Origin of the sequence: Yersinia artesiana (assembly GCF_902726545.1) — a bacterium.
In the GTDB taxonomy this organism is placed as follows: domain Bacteria; phylum Pseudomonadota; class Gammaproteobacteria; order Enterobacterales; family Enterobacteriaceae; genus Yersinia; species Yersinia artesiana.
In genome coordinates this window covers 13,542-30,628 of record NZ_CACVAD010000025.1, presented here as the reverse complement: position 1 = coordinate 30,628, position 17,087 = coordinate 13,542, and the positions used below count along the sequence as shown (strand labels likewise).

Sequence of the window (17,087 nt, the reverse complement as noted above, 5' to 3'; positions counted from 1 at the left end):
GCGTGATAAGGCTTTGAAGAGTATTGATGTAGAATAGCAGTTTACGCGGTGCAGGTTAAAGCACCGCGCTTTAAATAGCGATACGTTAACGTTTCAGTGTCGCGCCATGACTCTGAATAACATCCCGATACCAATAGAAACTTTTCTTACGGCGACGTTCCAGGGTGCCATGACCACTATCGTCACGATCAACATAAATAAAACCGTAGCGCTTGGATAATTCAGCTTTCGAAGCACTCACCAGGTCAATCGGCCCCCAACTGGTATATCCCATCACCTCTACGCCATCTTCAATAGCCTCGCTGACCTGAACTAAGTGGTCATTGAGGTAGTCGATGCGATAGTCATCTTCAATATTTCCATTAGCATCTGGCTTATCTTTTGCGCCCAGCCCATTTTCGACAATAAACAGTGGCTTTTGATAACGATCCCACAATTCATTTAACAGAATACGTAATCCATCGGGGTCTATCTGCCATCCCCATTCTGAACTGGCAAGATGCGGGTTTTGTACCATGCTCAGAATATTGCCTCTGGCCTGATGATTTAATTCCTCATCGGCCGTCACACAGCCACTCATGTAATAACTGAAGGAAATAAAATCGACCGTTTCTTTTAGTGCCTGTTTATCTTCTGCCGTAATCTCAATACTAATATCATGCTGCTTAAAGTAACGGCCCATATAGGAGGGGTAATAGCCGCGCACCTGTACATCACCAAAGAATAACCATTCACGATTCTGCTGTAGAGTTTTCAACACGTCAGCAGGTTTACAGGTTAACGGATACATCAAACCGCCTAACAACATATTACCAATACGGCCATCAGGAATAATTTGATGCAAGGCAGCAACTGCTTTGGCACTGGCAACTAATTGGTGATGAATTGCCTGATATATCTCACTTTTACTGCTTTCCTGCTCTAACCCAACGCCGGTAAACGGCGCGTGTAGTGACATATTTATTTCGTTAAATGTCAGCCACAATTTGACCTTATGCTGATAACGCTGAAATACCGTGCGGGCATAATGCTCAAAGAAACCAATTGTTTTACGATTTCCCCAGCCACCATAATTCTTCACCAGACCATAAGGCATTTCATAATGAGATAACGTCACCAGTGGCGTAATATTGTATTTCGCCATTTCATCGAATAATCGGTCATAGAATGCCAAACCGGCTTCATTCGGCTGATCCTCATCGCCCTGCGGAAAAATACGTGTCCAGGCAATAGAAATACGCAGGCATTTAAAGCCCATCTCGGCAAATAGTGCAATATCTTGCGGATAGCGGTGATAAAAATCGATAGCCACATCTTTGACATAACTGTCGCCATCCACGCGGGGAACAATATCACCGAAAATACCATATGGTTGTAAATCAGAGGTAGATAGTCCTTTACCATCAGTAAGATAAGCTCCCTCCACCTGATTAGCGGCAATAGCACCACCCCAAAGGAAATTATCTGGAAATGCATGTTTCATCTATATTCTCCTGAATAAGTATTAACGAATAACGGTTAATAACGGTGCTTGCTCTGTAATAGATGTTCCTTTGGCATATAGAACATCCTGATAATCTTCACTGTTGCTGATAATGACCGGAGTGGTCAGGTCATAGCCTGCGGAAATAATCGCTGCGCAATCAAACTCCAGCAACAGATCTCCAGCATTGACACGATCCCCCGCACTGACATGCGCGGTAAAATATTGACCTTCGAGTTTGACGGTATCAATACCGACGTGAATAAGAATTTCAGTACCGGCATCGGACTCAATGCCTATTGCATGGTGAGTTTTAAATAAGGAGGCCACCACACCATTTACCGGTGAAACAACCCGGCCATGTTGCGGAATAATGGCGATTCCCGCCCCCAACAAGCCGCTGGCAAAAATAGTGTCGCCGACATGAGTTAATGCCTGTAATTCACCGCTGATTGGGCTAAATATCACTTCACCAAGGCCATTATGATCCTCGGTAATAGATGAAGTTTGAGGCAGGTTTTTAATTTCTGGCGCTGTAATTTGGGCTGGCAGGCCAAAGAAGAAAGTGCCTATTGCGGCAAAAATCAATGCGGTCAGAGTGCCTATAATTGCTCCCCATACGCTGGCATCAATACCGGCGGTTGGAATTATCTGGGCAAAAGAGAAAATACTGACCAGACCAAATGAATAAACATGAGTCTGGCTATACCCCACAATAACGCCACCGATCGCCCCACCGATACAACCGAATATAAACGGTTTTTTCGACGGTAACGTCACCCCATAAATAGCAGGTTCGGTGATACCAAATATACCAGCAGTAAATGCCGAACCAGCCAATACTTTCATTTTGGCATCACGGGTACGTAAAAAGACGCCGAGTGTCGCGCCAACCTGCCCCATTACTGCCGGTAATAGCAGCGGTAACATGGCGTCATAGCCCAATACACTCAAGTTATTAATCATCAATGGAACTAAGCCCCAATGCAGGCCAAAGATAACGCAAATTTGCCATATTCCAGCTAATACACCACCAGCCACTGGCGGGGCTGCGGAATAAATAATTTCAAAACCGGTGGCTAATAAGTGGCTTAGCCAGGTCGCCAGCGGGCCAATTAATAAGAATGTGGCCGGAACCGTAATCGCCAGGCACAACAACGGGGTGAAAAAGTTTTTAATACTGCTGTGTAAAACGCGATTAAACCCTTTTTCTAACCGACAACTGACCCAAGCCGCTAATATGATAGGAATAACCGATGAAGTATAATTGATAAAAGTAACAGGAATACCGAGGAAATAAACGGTCGCGGCACCAGGTTGCCCGGCGGCATTAAATGCAGCCAGCATCAGGGGATGGACTAAAGCACCACCAATCGCCGTGGTAATAAAGGGATTGCCACCAAATTTCTTACCGGCGGTATATCCCAGTACCAGAGGGAAGAAATAGAACAAAGAGTCACCAGCAGCGAATAAAATCATATAGCTGCCGCTGGTAGGCTGTAACCAGCCGCACACCACACTGAGTGCCAGAAACCCCTTAAGAATACCGGAGGCTGCCATGATCCCGAGTAAGGGGGTAAAAATACCCGAGATAATATCAATACAATGACTCAGTACACTCTCTTTCTGCCCACTCGACTGGCGCTCATTTTCATCACCATCAGATAAACCCGCTTGCTGCAATAATTCCTGATAGACCTCGCCGACATGATTGCCAATAACCACCTGAAACTGTCCACCGCTCTCCACCACCATAATGACACCCGGATTTTGTTTCAGCTTTTGTGCATCTGCCCGTGCAGTATCCTTGAGTTTAAAACGCAACCGAGTAGCGCAGTGTATAACACTGCTGATATTGCTCTTCCCGCCCACTCCGGCGAGGATCTCGCTGGCGACCGCTGTGTATTGCATAATATTTTCCTTGAATAGCGCGATGATTTATATAAATAAACACCTATTAGGGTCATTCAGTCCGGGCAAAAAAAAACCTGAATGTGCTGTGTACCGCCACTGAGCGATACCAACACATTCAGGTTTTGCCTGCCCTAAGCAGTCACAATCCTGTATTCTAAAATCTCTTTTGCTAATGGTTTAATCAGGCAAGTTAGAACATTCCCGACGAACCCGCTCAATATGAATAGTCAAAAACATTAGCTCTTCTTTGCTCAAATCCTGCTGATATTGCAATTTAATATGTTGCTGAACTTTCCCGGCACAGCGATAAGCTGCAATATAATTCTCTTTTATCGTATCGTGTAAAGAATCATCATCACTGATGACGTTATTGCGCCCCAACATGCGCTGCGCAAAAAATTTCAGATGCGTGACAAAGCGATGATAGCTTAGCCCGTTTTCATTATATTCCAGCTTAAACTGATACTTTACGATATGCAGAATTTCCTGCATCACCTTGGTGACCTGCATGACTTCAGACATTTCGCTATTTAGCTGCGCATTCACCAAATGCAGCGCAATAAATCCGGCCTCATCTTCACGCAATTGCACACCGAGCCGTTGTTCAATGATTTGCAATGCTTCACAGCCCAACCCGAACTCTTTGGGATACAGTCGACGAATCTCCCATAGCAATCCATTGGTGATATCTAAACCTTGCTTATGGCGTTCAATGGCATAGAAGCAGTGGTCAGTGAGTGAAATATAGAGATTATCTTGCAACTTCCCCAACTTAGCCGCCGCCAAGGTGATTATTCGATCACAAGTAATCATCACTTCTAATGGGATGCAACTCAGTAACTCACTTAATCGCGAAACCCACTCATTATCTTTCAGCGCAAATACTTTTTCTATCAATGTGTTATCCAAAAATTCACCAGGGTGTTTTTGAAAGCCAAGACCGCGCCCCATCATCACCTGCTCCTGACCCTGTTGGTCGAGAACGATAACCACATTATTATTAAGTATTTTAGCGATTCGCATGTGTTAGCCCTGAAAACAAAAAAACCCGACTCAGCAGCATTCATCAATGCCACTCAATCAGGTTTTGCCCGCCATTGACGGTAACAATCCAACTACAGCTAAATTAACATGTTAATACCCGACGACAAGCAGGAAGAGCTAAAAATCGTGATACAGATCACCTCTTGCGTTAGAAAATAAATCAGCCGCTATTTTGGCCCTTATTCACGTTGATTTAATGTTTCCTTAAATTTGCATTAGACGGAGAAATAGTTACTCACGATCGACATCTATTTATTAAGACTTTTCTCAAAATAATTAAGTTAAATTAAATAAATCACAGAAAATAAAAATATATTACTTTCATTTGAGATTGATTCTTTATCACAGTTTCTCACCACATTAGCATATTAAATTTATGTATAGAAAATAGTTAATAGCTCGCATTAAATCACTAATAACTTACGACGTAATCACATAAATAAGCTCTATATTTTCGTTATACCCTCTTAGTTGATTTATATCATATGAAAGTAACAAATTATTTCCTAAGGTGGGACATTAGCACGCTATTCCATATTTTATTTTCGCCAAAAAATGTCCTTCGCAAAGGGAATGTTGATGAATAACAATAAAAGACCTATCACTGGCTCGCTGAGCCGCCGTGAATTTATTCAAACATCTGCCGCAGTTACTGGGGCTGCGGCAATTGCCGGTTCTATCACCCTACCTTTTTCTGTACAAGCCGCGCCAGAACAGGCGGTATTAGCCAATCAAGAAACGGTTAAATACAGCGCTTGCCTGGTTAACTGTGGCAGCCGCTGCCCACTAAAAGTACATGTCAAAAATGGTGAAATTATTAAGATTGCTAATGAAGCAATTTATGATGATTCCACATTTGGTGAACATCAAATTCGGCCCTGCTTACGCGGCCGTTCGGTCAGATGGAAAACCTATAATCCTGACCGGGTAAAATATCCTATGTTGCGAGTGGGTAAACGTGGCGAAGGTAAATTCAAACGAATAAGTTGGGATGAAGCTACCACTATTGTGGCGGATAATCTAAAAAAAACCATTGAGCAACACGGCAACGAAGCCATTTATTATCAATATGGTTCTGGCTCTACTGGCGCTAATTTACAAGGGCGTAATGCCTGTAAAAGAATGCTCAGTTTACTGGGTGGTTTTCTGGATCAACACGGCACCTACTCCACCGCGCAAATTAATACTGTAATGCCTTATATTTATGGCAATGCGGATGAAACCCTGCTGGATGAAATTAAAAACTCCGATTTAGTGGTGATGTTCGGCCATAATTTGGCCGAAACACGCATGTCAGGGGGCGGGCAATATATTGAAACTGTTCATGCTCTGGGGAAGAGTAAAGCTAAAGTTATTATTATCGACCCACGGATGACTGATAGTGTCACTACCCTCAATGCCGAATGGATCCCGATATTCCCCGGCACCGATGCCGCACTGGTCGCCGCATTGGGTTATGTATTAATTAAAGAAAATCTGACAGATGAAGATTTCCTAAAGGAATATTGTGTCGGTTGGGATGGCAGTACATTACCCGCCTCGGCCCCCGCTAATAGCTCATATAAAGATTATATTTTAGGATACGGCCCCGACGGGATAGAAAAAACACCGGCATGGGCCAGCGAAATAACCGGTATTGCGCCAACCCGTATTATCCAACTCGCGCGCGAGCTAGGAAATGCCCGTGCCGCCTGGATCTCCCAGGGGTGGGGCATTCAACGCAGTGCCAATGGTGAACAGGCGGCGCGTTCAATTATGATGTTGCCGTTGATGACCGGAAATATCGGTAGGGCCGGAACCAATACCGGAGCCTGGGGTGGGAACGTCAAATATCCCGTGCCGGGATTCAGTATTCCCAACCCGATAAAAACCGCCATTCCTTGCTTTATGTGGACTGATGCTATTTTTCGTGGCACTGAGATGACTGCTAAAAATGCGCATGTGAAGAATAAAGATAAACTTGATACCAATATTAAGTTTATGTGGAATTACGCCAGTAATGTGATTGGCAATCAGCATTCTGATCTGAATAAAACCCACCGTATTTTGCAAGATGAGTCGCTGTGTGAGTTTATTTTGGTGTGGGAAAACCACATGACCCGCTCAGCTAAATATGCTGATTTATTATTACCCGATGTCACCTCGGTGGAATCTAATGATTTAATTGATAACTCCTATGCCAGTGGGGCTTATCACTACGTGACGCGACTGCAAAACGCTATCGAACCTATGTGGGAATGTCGCCCGTCTTATGATGTTTTAGCCGAAATTGCGGCTAAATGTGGCATTGGCGAAGCCTTTACTGAAGGTCATACCCAGCAAGAATGGATTGAAATTAGCTATAACAAAATGCGCGAAAAGAACCCGGCGCTGCCGCCGTTTGAGCAAACCAACGACAAAGGTATTATTGACCGGATTTATGCCGATAGCAGTCAATATATCGCCCTAAAAGCCTTCCGTGATGACCCGCAAAATAACCCGTTGAAAACGCCATCAGGCAAAATTGAAATCTACTCAGAAGCGCTTGCCACACTAGGAAAAGAGTGGCAACTGGCCCCCGGAGATCGCATTACTGCCGTCGCTGAATATTGCCCGACATTTGAAGGGGTCAGTGATGTCGAAACGCTAAGAACCTATCCATTACAAATGACCGGTTTCCATATTAAAGGCCATTGCCATTCATCTTATTACAACGTGGCAATGTTACGTGAAGCAGTACCACATCAGTTTTGGATGAACCCCATTGATGCTCAGGCTCGTGGCCTCCAACCAGGCGAGATGGTCGAAATATTCAATGACCGGGGGCGGATACGCATTGCGGTCAAAATTACCGAGCGAGTTTTACCCGGCGTGATTTGTGTGCCGCAAGGGGCATGGCGCAATCTCAACAAGGAGGGCATTGATGTCGGCGGATGTATCAATACCCTGACGACCCAGCGCCCGTCGCCATTAGCGAAAGGTAACCCACAACACACCAACCTCGTTGAAGTTAAACGCGCATAAGGAGTTGAAAAATGAAGCAATATGGTTTTTTTTGTCGACTCTACCAAATGCACGGGATGCAAGACCTGCCAAATCAGCTGCAAGGATGAGAAGAACCTGGAACTTGGGCCAAAACTGCGCCGGGTCTACGAGTATGGCGGCGGTAGCTGGATGCAACAGGGCAATATATGGGTACAGAATGTCTTTAATTACTACCTGTCCATCGCCTGTAATCACTGCTCGTCACCCACTTGTGTCACCGGCTGCCCGACCGGTGCCATGCACAAACGTGAAGAAGACGGTTTAGTGGTCGTGAATCAGGAGTTGTGTGTAGGCTGTCGTTATTGCGAGATGCGTTGCCCCTATGGTGCGCCACAATTTGATGCCAACAAGAAACTGATGACCAAATGTGATGGTTGCTACCAACGCGTTGCCGAAGGACATAAGCCAGTGTGTGTCGAATCTTGCCCACAACGGGCATTAGATTTCGATGACATCACCGTATTACGTGATAAATACGGTGAAGAAGATGCAGTAGCGCCCTTACCCCTGGCCCATCTCACCCACCCTAATTTGGTTATCAGAAGCCATCGCGATGCCAGGCCATCCGGTGATACATCAGGCCGCATCCAAAATCCGGCGGAGGTATAAAATGCACGAATTACCTTTGGTATTCTTCACCGTACTGGGGCAAACCGCCGTTGGGGTGTTTGCTTTAGTGTTTTTGAGTCATAAACTCGGCCTGACCACAGCACAACAGCTCAAACAGGCCAATATTGTCGGCCTGATTCTGATGCTTGTGGGGTTGATCATTGGCGCTCTGCATGTTGGACAACCCCTGCGGGCGATGAACATGTTACTCGGCGTCGGCCGCTCCCCGATGAGCAATGAAATAGTGCTCAGCAGTCTGTTTGTCGCGATGGCTTGTGGCACGGTGTTTTTCTCTGTCATGGTGAGAAATACCGTGCTGGCCATGCTGTGTAATGTGGTAACAGTGATTTTCGGATTAGCCTTTGCGTGGTCAATAACCCAAGTTTATCAATTGGCTACAGTGCCTAACTGGGATACCTCATACACCTCATTACAGCTGTGGATGACAGTATTGGTCGGCGGCGGTGCTTTCGCCATCCTCACTGGCGCACGTCAGGTGGGAGCCACGGCGTTATTAGTTGGCGCTATCGTGACGTTGGTGAATAAGCCAGGCTACTTAAGTTTTCTTGGGCAAAGTTCGGTGGAACTGAGTAGCCAGCAGGCTATGTTTTGGGGAGTGCAAATCCTGCTACTCACTTTGGGCATTTTCGTGGCCGCAGCAGCATTACTCAAAGACCGGATCCCACGAGCGACACTGGCAGTGAGTGCTTCCGCGCTGGTCATCGGTGAATTAGCTGGGCGCATCGCTTTCTATAATCTTTGGCAAGTGCCGATGTAATTTGACGCGTTTTTAAGACCATTAATTTTAAGGTTATTATTTTTAAAACGCCTGTTTAGCCGCATTCCTCTGCGGCTAAATAAGAATACCGTGACCGGCCAGGAGAGAGAGAAAGTTGATGTTATTAAACACTACCTTGCCACGCATTCTCGGCGCGTGTTTTTACTATCCCCCGCAGTCCGATACTATGCGGCGACTCTGGCCATTGCTGCCACAAATACAAGATCTTTTCCCATGGCCTCATCCGGCCAACATTGGCCGTTATTGCCAACAGCTACCTGATATTTCGCCAGAACAATTGGAATATGACTTCTCGGTGCTGTTTGAAGGGCAAGGTGAAATGCCCGCGCCGCCTTGGGGATCTGTTTATCTGGATAAAGAAAGCATTCTGATGGGAGCCAGCACCCTGCAATATCGTGAATTTCTGGCGACATTAGGGCTGGCAAGCCAGAGTGCTATCCATGAGCCGGAAGACCAGTTTGGTTTAATGCTGTTGGCTTGGGTGCATCTCATTGAGCACTCAGCTTTAACTCAGCAACAGCCACCTGATTCGGCACTAGTGCTACTCACTGAGCACCTGCTGCCGTGGGCCTACCGCTATCTTGAATTAGTGAAAAATGCCCAGGTCGAGTATCGGGTTTATCCCCTATTGGCCGAGATTACCGAGTGTTACCTAAAAACCCTGCAAACGAAGTTAGGTTTATTTCCTCAGCTTTATGAGCTGTATCGGTGAAAAAAACGATGAGCAGAGATGAGCGCTACTACAAAGCCTATATGGAAAGCCGGGTTATCAGCCGTCGAGGGCTATTTCGTGGCTTATTAAAAGGTGCAGCCAGCGACTCGCCGCCTTCAACGCACCTTTATCCGGTGATAAGAAACCTCTGCCAAAATACCTATATCTATTGTGATAGTTGCGCCGATTATTGTGAAAAACAAGCACTACTTTGGCAGCCCAACCAGCCCCCCACCTTAGTTGATAAATTGTGTGATGGTTGCGGTGAATGTGTAGTTAGATGCCCGGCGATGGCACTTGAAATGACATTATCGAATGGGAACGCGAGCGGCTGAATCAGGGAAGATTGCAGAAATAAACTCATGCCCCGAGGGCTTCAGGGGCATGAGTATTAAAGAGGCTTATATGCCATCTTTACCGTATTGTGGGGAGCGCGGCCCGTACAAAATGCCGTTTGGTGTCCCGGCAGACAGCATTCTGGCGCTGGTGATAGCAGCAATATCATGGCTTTTGTCAGTCATAGTATTGGCAATCTGAGAGACCGCGGCCTGAACCAGCATACCGATAATGCCACCGGAAGAGCTATCTCCTTCATTGCTGGATGCAGTAGCACTGCCACTCCACAGCAGCTTACCGGTTTTCAAATCAACCAGTTTTGCATTTGCCGTTACCCGTGTATCACTGGTCACTATCTGATATGACGTACCATATTGGACAACGGTAATGTACAGTGCTGCATCAGCACCAAAGATCTTGCGAAGTTTGGCCGGGCTGACAGCACTGATATCAGCGGCGTTAGTCATCCCATTTTGTTTGAAGGTTTCTTCAACGACGGCTACTGGCAACACGTAGTAACCCGCTTCAGATAAAGGGTAAGTGACCTGAGACAGCATGCCATGACTGGCTTCCACTTCAGGTGACTGATTTTGTGGCAACAGAACCAAAATGCTCTTTGGCTTACTTTGCTTAAAGGCTGAGTAATCCTGACTGACTGGCTTAGCGCAACCGGTCAATAACAGCGCCATCATGACAGCACATACCGCAAAAATAGCTTTCATTTAAATGCCCCTTTATCCTTACTCATCAAGAAATCCATAAACGGAGCAGACTCAGGGAATGCCGATTTCTCCGTGTTAAATTCAGCCATTGCCAGGTCGGTATGACCGGTATTGCCATACAACATGCCCAGATGTGCATGTAAACCTGGAGGAACAGGCAAACCTTTAGCGCGAGACTTTTCAATGCTCTCTTTTAAGGCAGCAATTTGCTGTTCAGGGCTGGCATCAGATTTATAATATTCATAAACCGTAGATTGATAATTATCCCAGTGGTAAATAGGTTTCGGTGCCGTGGCACAACCAGCCAACACGCTGGCTGCTAATAGCAGAGATATCTTTTGTGTCAGTTTCATCTTGCAGTATCCATACTCGTTATTAAGATTTATTTCGCAGGCTGCCATGCGCCTGATTCAATACCGGCGACCAAGTTATTGACGGCTTCACGGATAGCTAAATCCAGCACTTTGCCGTTCAAGGTTGAGTCATAACTTGCCGTGCCACCAAAGCCAATGACTTCACGGTTAGACAGTTCATACTCGCCAGCACCTTGTGAAGAAAACACCACTTCTGAGGTATTAACATTGACGATATTCAGATTAACTTTGGCGTAAGCCACCTGAGATTTGCCCCGCCCTAAAATACCAAAGAGCTGACGGTCACCGGTTTCTTTACGGCCAAACTCGGTCACATCACCGGTAACAACATAGGTAGCGCCTTTCAACTGCTGGCTTTTCCCGGAAATGGCCGCTTCGTTCTTTAACTCTTCCATATTGGTACGCTCTAATACATTAAAGCGGCCAGTTTGTTGCAAGTGCGTCACCAGAATGGTTTTTGACTGATTCCCTAAACGATCCACGCCATCAGAGAAGATTCCGCTCATATAACTTGAGCGATTATCAAATTTACCTACGGAAATAGGACTGCGGGGGCCGTTATATTGCGTACCATAAGAAGCAACTTTTGCTACCTCTAACGAACGTGAAGATTCTGTCGCACAACCACTTAATAAAAATGTGGTTATTAAAGCCGAAGCCAGAAATATTTTTTTCATCATAAACTTAATATTCTCAATAAAAGATCGAATGCCATAATTCAAAGAAATAAATAGTGTGAATTTAACTTAAGTTAAAGCAATAACTCTTTTTAAAATACAATCAAATAATAACAGGCAGTTATTAATTGCAAGTGCAAGTACATTTCTGGTTGATTTACAAGGTTTTTTGCTCGCGAAGAATAGTAGCAGATATGTAATGTTATTAAAAATATTTAAATCTATAAAATAGGGTGAAATTTAGCTTAATACCTAAAGATATTTAGATTTTAAATAACGTTCATTTTATTACTTATTATATCTAATTATATAACACTGAAATGTTTGTAGCTTGTTATATCTATTGTTGTGCGTTCGTTAAACTCTATTCAGGGGGGAAAGTATAATCTGAGACAGGATAATGGCACGTTGCCCTTGCTACTAAATCTCAATCATTTGAGCAAATGCACTAAATAAGTAACCCCACGCTGCCGATGCCAGTACAATGTCTGCATCTTGAAGTACCTTGTTGTTACAGGAGCTACACCGTGCACCATTACCCTGCCAGCTATACCTATGATGAAGCCAGCGGCGAATACCATATCCATTACCGCGATTTCCCCGAATTAGGTTCTGTAACTTACTCGGTCGATAACATAGAGTTAGAAGCACAAGATGGCATTAAAAACTGTATTGCCGCACAAATAGAAGAACAGCAACCTGTCCCGATGCCATCCGCATTGAAACCGGATGATATTGCTATTCATGTGCCAATTTTGGTGCGGCTTAAAGCAGAATTACACAATGCCATGCTCACCACTCAAACCCGCAAAGCCGATATGGCTCGCAAACTGAACTTGAATGGTGCACAGATGGACCGCCTACTCGATGTGTATTACGCCTCCAAGGTTGAAGCTCTGGAGCAAGCCCTTTATTTACTGGGTTTTGAAGCTGATATAACGCTAAGAAAAATCCCCCAATCAAAGTGAGCAAGAATTGCTGCTCAAATTTACCCCAAGATAGTAACAAATTGTTATTAGGCGGTAATTTAAAAAAACGTTAATAGCTTCACACTTCAATACATTGACTAACATTTCTTGCTTTTTTGTACGTGAAATGTGATCTGATGCATAAAATTACAGTATTGAAAGTCTCTCTTAGTTGGGCTTACATTAGCGTCATCAAACGTAGACAGCGACTGAGTTAACTCAGGCTGACGCGGTAGCTCCAAGGAGGAGTTGTTCAGTGAAATATTTCTTTATGGGTATCTCAATTATGTTGGTGGTTTGGGTTGGCACCTTCATGATGATGGTCGAATAGTATTCGACTGAGACATTCACTACCTGACATCGTATAAAGGGCGCATTCGCGCCCTTTATCATTTTTAGTCGCTAAATCATTTACCCGGCATCATTCTGCGTAAAGTATCATCGCGGCGAATATAGTGATGATAAAGCGCCGCCACGGCATGAGCACCAATCACGAAATATCCTAAATTAGCAATTAATTCATGCGCTTGCTTTAGATAAGCCCGCGCTTCATCATTCGGTGTCACCCATTGCGGAACTTGCCAGCCGAGCAAGAACCAGGTTTTCCCACCATAGGCCTGCGCCAAAACACCCAATATTGGCAATGATAAAAACATCAAATACAGACCCCAATGCAAAATATGCGCCCCTAATAGCTGCCAGTCAGGCAATTTTGGGGTGATCGGAGGAATGGTATTTTTGTGGCGCAACCAGAGCCGTACCAACATAAGTAGCCAGACAGAAATGCCAAAATTGAAATGCAGATTTTTTACTAATGTTCTGTCTTCATCAGGCACCGAATCACTAAGCAGCATCGCCGCGTAGGTCAGGATGACCATCAATAACGTCAACCAATGCAGGGTTATCTGAGGTAATGAATAGCGATTTCTCATAGCCGCACGCTCCACTTAAATAACGCAATTAAAAATAAGTATAGTGTTCAACAGCTAAAGAGAAATCGCTAACGGATTAAACCACTTCCCCTGACGCAGATTTACCCGGTTTCAGCAAACCATCAGCACGGAACATACTTTTAATTCCGCGCACCGCCTGGCGGATCCGGTCCTGATTCTCAATCAGAGCAAAACGGACGTGGGTATCACCATAATCTCCGAAGCCAATCCCCGGCGAGACGCAGACTTTCGCATCAGATAACAAACGCTTGGCAAACTCAAGTGACCCTAAATGCGCATAAGGTTCGGGAATTTTAGCCCAGACGTACATTGATGCTTTCGGATTTTCAACCATCCAGCCCGCTTCGTGCAGCCCACGAACCAAGGCATTACGGCGTTGGCGGTATTGTTCGGCGATATCACGCACGCACTGCTGATCCCCTTCCAACGCAGCAATAGCTGCCACCTGTAACGGGGTAAAGGTGCCGTAGTCGTGGTAACTCTTAATCCGCGCCAATGCATTGACCAACTCAGGGTTGCCGACCATAAAACCAATACGCCAGCCCGCCATATTGTAGCTTTTTGATAAGGTAAAGAACTCGACAGCAATATCTTTTGCACCCGGCACTTGCATGATTGATGGGGCTTTCCAGCCATCATATACAATGTCGGCATAAGCCAAATCATGCACCACCAGCACATCATATTGCTTCGCCAGCGCCACAACGCGCTCGAAAAAGTCCAGCTCCACGCATTGCCCGGTCGGATTAGACGGGAAACCGAGGATCATCATTTTCGGCTTCGGAATGGTTTCGCGAATAGCGCGTTCCAGTTCACCAAAGAAATCAATACCTTCGGTCAGAGGAACCGAACGCACTTGCGCCCCGGCAATTACCGCACCATAGATATGAATAGGATAACTGGGATTGGGCACCAGCACGGTATCACCGTGATCCAATGTCGCCAGCATCAAATGCGCCAGCCCCTCTTTCGAGCCGATGGTAACAATGGCTTCACTTTCAGGGTCAATATCCACCTGATAACGATCCGCATACCAGCGCGAAATCGCTCTGCGTAAGCGAGGTATCCCTCGAGAAGTTGAATAGCCGTGAGTGTCTTCACGTTGTGCAACGCTGCACATTTTCTCAACGATATGCGGCGGCGTTGGGCCATCCGGATTACCCATACTAAAATCAATGATATCCTCGCCACGGCGACGCGCGGCCATTTTCAATTCAGCAGTGATATTGAAAACATAAGGGGGAAGACGATCAATTCGGGTAAAACGACGTTTGGAAGGGGATTCAGCCATAATTTCCTCAAGGATACGTGAGCGCCCGGACCGTCCGAGCGACGCTGACCAGTCAATGGTCTGTTGATGAACATATCCCAGCGCTGATTAACTGTCGATAGGCTGATAACAAATATCCAACTCATCGGAGCTCAACGCGATGGTACAAATTCGCTAGCCAACAACCCCAATACCCAATCATCACACCATTGCCCATCAAGCTGAAAATTATCACGCAAGGTACCTTCCAACTGAAAGCCGCAGCTCTCCAACGTCCGCCGTGAAGCAGTGTTCCCTACAGTGACCGTGGCTTTCATTTTATGGAATTGGCATTGTTGAAAACCAAACTCCAGCACCGCCGTCAGTGATTCTTTCGCCAAACCCTTGCCGTGATAAGACGGCAATATGGCATACCCCACCTCAGCCTGTTGTAGCGGCAGCCACTCAGCTAAAAAACCGGTCAGCCCTATCGCCTGCCCGCTTTCTCTTTCGCGGATGACCAAACATAACCAGTGACTGGCGGTTTTTTCCCACGGCATTAAACGTGATTCAAAGCGAGCGCGTATTTCGGCCATTCCCTGCGGATCAGCAATATAGCGCTGAACATCCGGGTCTTGATGCAATTGTAAAAACAGCGGCCAATCCTGCCCGACAAGACTGTCCAGCATCAACCGGGGTGTGCTCAAAGAAATGGGCGAGCAACTAAACATGGGGATCACTGGCACTATTTTTCCCTCAATTTGAAGATGTTAGCCGTAAAAAGAGGAGAAAAATTAAAGAGGAAATTTTACGAAAACCTCATCCCTTTATTCTTCTCTATTTTACCTAAATAATGTTTACCTGAAGATAACAAAAAACAAACAAATGGTCAGCAAAACGCAACCATGACTCTGGCCTCACCTACTGCTATTGGAGAATCAACATTATGTCTTCATTACAAATAGACGATATCCCCGCAGCAATCAAAGCGGTGAAACAACAATTACGTCAAGCGCTACCCAATTATCAGCAGGTCTTCCAAGAGGTAGAAGAGAATATCCGTCAACAAGTTAGTGAGATCCGCCGTAGTCTGGCTCAGGGTGAGAACCCGGTTCCACGTATTCATGCTGATGATATTATCAAGGGCAAAGTCACTGACGAGCAAAAAGCCCAAATAAAACAACGGGGCTGTTGCGCTATTCTCGGGGTATTCCCGACAGAGAAAGCCGCGGCATGGAACCGCGAAATCGGTGATTATCTGGATCGCAATAATTTTGTCGAGCGCCTGAAAAATGCAGCGGAAGACAACTACTTCGGCACTCTGGCGGCCAGCAAGCCACAAATTTACGGCATTTACTGGTCAACTCCACAGGTTGAGGCTCGTCAGAACCAACGCATGAACGCAGTACAGGTTTTCTTAAATAACCTGTGGCAAACCGAAAGCAATGGCAAGCAACACTTTGACCCTAACCGAGTGGTAACTTATGCCGACCGAACCCGCCGCCGTCCGCCAAAATCCTCATCTCTTGGCTTATCGCCTCATGTGGATGGTGGTTCTATTGAACGCTGGCTGGATGAGAATTTCCGCCATGTTTACCGCCATGTATTTTCTGGTGAGTGGCAGAAATACGATCCCTTTGCTGCTGAAGGTCGCCCGGAAGTTCGCGAATTCCCGTCACCCGCAGTATGTTCCATGTTTCGAACATTCCAAGGCTGGACTGCGCTGACACCGCAACGCACTAATGCCGGGACGTTAAACGTGATTCCAATTGCCAATGCCATGGCTTACATCCTGCTACGCGCTTTGCAAGATGATGTGGCTGATGATGACTTGTGCGGTGCGGCACCAGGGCGCGCATTATCGGCCTCTGAGCAATGGCATCCTCTTTTAATCGAAGCCATTTCCCCTATTCCTGATCTGGAAGCAGGCGATACGGTATTTTGGCACTGCGATGTTATCCATTCGGTAGAAAACGAACATAACGGCGAGTTTGATAGCAATGTGATGTATATCGCTGCTGCCCCTTGGTGTGAAAAAAATGCCGCTTACTTACCACGCCAGTTAGCCAGCTTTATTGATGGCCGCTCACCGCCTGACTTTGCAGCCGATGATTTTGAAGTCGATTTTGTTGGCAGGGCCACAGTCGATAATTTAACCGCCATCGGCAAGCAGCAATTAGGAATGAAGTGATCTTCTGCCACCAGAGACTCTGCCGGAGCTTA

The 17,087-nt window shown here is 45.8% G+C and carries 16 protein-coding genes and 1 pseudogene; 8 read left to right on the top strand and 9 right to left on the bottom strand.

What is annotated here, in order from left to right:
• Positions 1–85: 85 nt before the first annotated feature.
• The 3 genes from HU019_RS10460 to licT form a co-directional block, all read right to left on the bottom strand.
• Positions 86–1,483, bottom strand: a complete 1,398-nt coding sequence (locus HU019_RS10460) for a glycoside hydrolase family 1 protein (protein WP_174849706.1) — start codon at positions 1,481–1,483, stop codon at positions 86–88.
• A 21-nt stretch (positions 1,484–1,504) separates the two neighbouring features.
• Positions 1,505–3,394 (bottom strand): PTS beta-glucoside transporter subunit IIABC, encoded by a 1,890-nt coding sequence (gene bglF / locus HU019_RS10455; RefSeq protein ID WP_174849707.1) that lies wholly within the window; start codon positions 3,392–3,394, stop codon positions 1,505–1,507.
• Positions 3,395–3,574: 180 nt separating this feature from the next.
• A complete protein-coding gene (gene licT / locus HU019_RS10450; protein WP_174849708.1) occupies positions 3,575–4,420 on the bottom strand; it encodes a BglG family transcription antiterminator LicT in 846 nt (281 codons plus the stop codon).
• Between the two features lie 600 nt (positions 4,421–5,020).
• On the opposite strand from licT, the gene HU019_RS10445 reads away from it, so the two are divergent.
• The 5 genes and pseudogenes from HU019_RS10445 (at position 5,021) to HU019_RS10425 (ending at position 9,920) form a co-directional block, all read left to right on the top strand.
• Positions 5,021–7,444, top strand: a complete 2,424-nt coding sequence (locus tag HU019_RS10445; RefSeq protein WP_174849709.1) for a DmsA/YnfE/YnfF family dimethyl sulfoxide reductase — start codon at positions 5,021–5,023, stop codon at positions 7,442–7,444.
• Positions 7,445–7,455: 11 nt separating this feature from the next.
• Positions 7,456–8,074, top strand: a pseudogene (locus tag HU019_RS10440) (DMSO/selenate family reductase complex B subunit).
• A 1-nt stretch (position 8,075) separates the two neighbouring features.
• Positions 8,076–8,852 (top strand): dimethyl sulfoxide reductase anchor subunit family protein, encoded by a 777-nt coding sequence (locus HU019_RS10435; RefSeq protein WP_174849711.1) that lies wholly within the window; start codon positions 8,076–8,078, stop codon positions 8,850–8,852.
• A 118-nt stretch (positions 8,853–8,970) separates the two neighbouring features.
• Entirely contained in the window at positions 8,971–9,585 is a 615-nt protein-coding gene (locus tag HU019_RS10430) for a TorD/DmsD family molecular chaperone (protein WP_174849712.1), read from the top strand.
• Between the two features lie 8 nt (positions 9,586–9,593).
• Positions 9,594–9,920, top strand: a complete 327-nt coding sequence (locus tag HU019_RS10425; RefSeq protein ID WP_174849713.1) for a 4Fe-4S binding protein — start codon at positions 9,594–9,596, stop codon at positions 9,918–9,920.
• A 66-nt stretch (positions 9,921–9,986) separates the two neighbouring features.
• On the opposite strand, the gene HU019_RS10420 is transcribed toward HU019_RS10425, so the two are convergent.
• Genes HU019_RS10420 through HU019_RS10410 form a run of 3 tightly spaced genes read right to left on the bottom strand, consistent with a single transcriptional unit; the run spans position 9,987 to position 11,697 of the window.
• A complete protein-coding gene (locus HU019_RS10420; protein WP_174849714.1) occupies positions 9,987–10,643 on the bottom strand; it encodes a DUF799 domain-containing protein in 657 nt (218 codons plus the stop codon).
• Positions 10,640–10,996 carry a DUF4810 domain-containing protein gene (locus HU019_RS10415; protein ID WP_174849715.1) on the bottom strand — a complete coding sequence of 119 codons (357 nt, stop codon included), beginning with the start codon at positions 10,994–10,996 and terminating at the stop codon, positions 10,640–10,642. The genes HU019_RS10420 and HU019_RS10415 overlap by 4 nt, the downstream gene beginning before the upstream one ends.
• A gap of 29 nt (positions 10,997–11,025) precedes the next feature.
• On the bottom strand, positions 11,026–11,697 hold the full coding sequence (locus HU019_RS10410) for a CsgG/HfaB family protein (protein ID WP_174849716.1): 672 nt from the start codon (positions 11,695–11,697) through the stop codon (positions 11,026–11,028).
• Between the two features lie 524 nt (positions 11,698–12,221).
• Between HU019_RS10410 and HU019_RS10405 the strand changes: the two genes are divergently transcribed.
• Together HU019_RS10405 and ypdK are read left to right on the top strand one after the other, a co-directional pair.
• Positions 12,222–12,662 (top strand): type II toxin-antitoxin system HicB family antitoxin, encoded by a 441-nt coding sequence (locus tag HU019_RS10405; protein WP_174849638.1) that lies wholly within the window; start codon positions 12,222–12,224, stop codon positions 12,660–12,662.
• Positions 12,663–12,918: 256 nt separating this feature from the next.
• Positions 12,919–12,993 (top strand): membrane protein YpdK, encoded by a 75-nt coding sequence (ypdK, locus tag HU019_RS10400; protein ID WP_098057507.1) that lies wholly within the window; start codon positions 12,919–12,921, stop codon positions 12,991–12,993.
• A 76-nt stretch (positions 12,994–13,069) separates the two neighbouring features.
• On the opposite strand, the gene HU019_RS10395 is transcribed toward ypdK, so the two are convergent.
• The 3 genes from HU019_RS10395 to HU019_RS10385 all read right to left on the bottom strand — a co-directional run bounded on the left by HU019_RS10395 (position 13,070) and on the right by HU019_RS10385 (position 15,553).
• Positions 13,070–13,594, bottom strand: a complete 525-nt coding sequence (locus HU019_RS10395; protein WP_174849639.1) for a cytochrome b — start codon at positions 13,592–13,594, stop codon at positions 13,070–13,072.
• 76 nt (positions 13,595–13,670) lie between these two features.
• A complete protein-coding gene (gene alaC, locus HU019_RS10390) occupies positions 13,671–14,906 on the bottom strand; it encodes an alanine transaminase (RefSeq protein WP_174849640.1) in 1,236 nt (411 codons plus the stop codon).
• A gap of 131 nt (positions 14,907–15,037) precedes the next feature.
• A complete protein-coding gene (locus tag HU019_RS10385; RefSeq protein ID WP_174849641.1) occupies positions 15,038–15,553 on the bottom strand; it encodes a GNAT family N-acetyltransferase in 516 nt (171 codons plus the stop codon).
• 257 nt (positions 15,554–15,810) lie between these two features.
• Here HU019_RS10385 and HU019_RS10380 point away from each other — a divergent pair, with 257 nt between their 5' ends.
• Positions 15,811–17,055, top strand: a complete 1,245-nt coding sequence (locus HU019_RS10380; RefSeq protein ID WP_174849642.1) for a DUF1479 domain-containing protein — start codon at positions 15,811–15,813, stop codon at positions 17,053–17,055.
• The last annotated feature ends 32 nt before the right edge of the window (positions 17,056–17,087 follow it).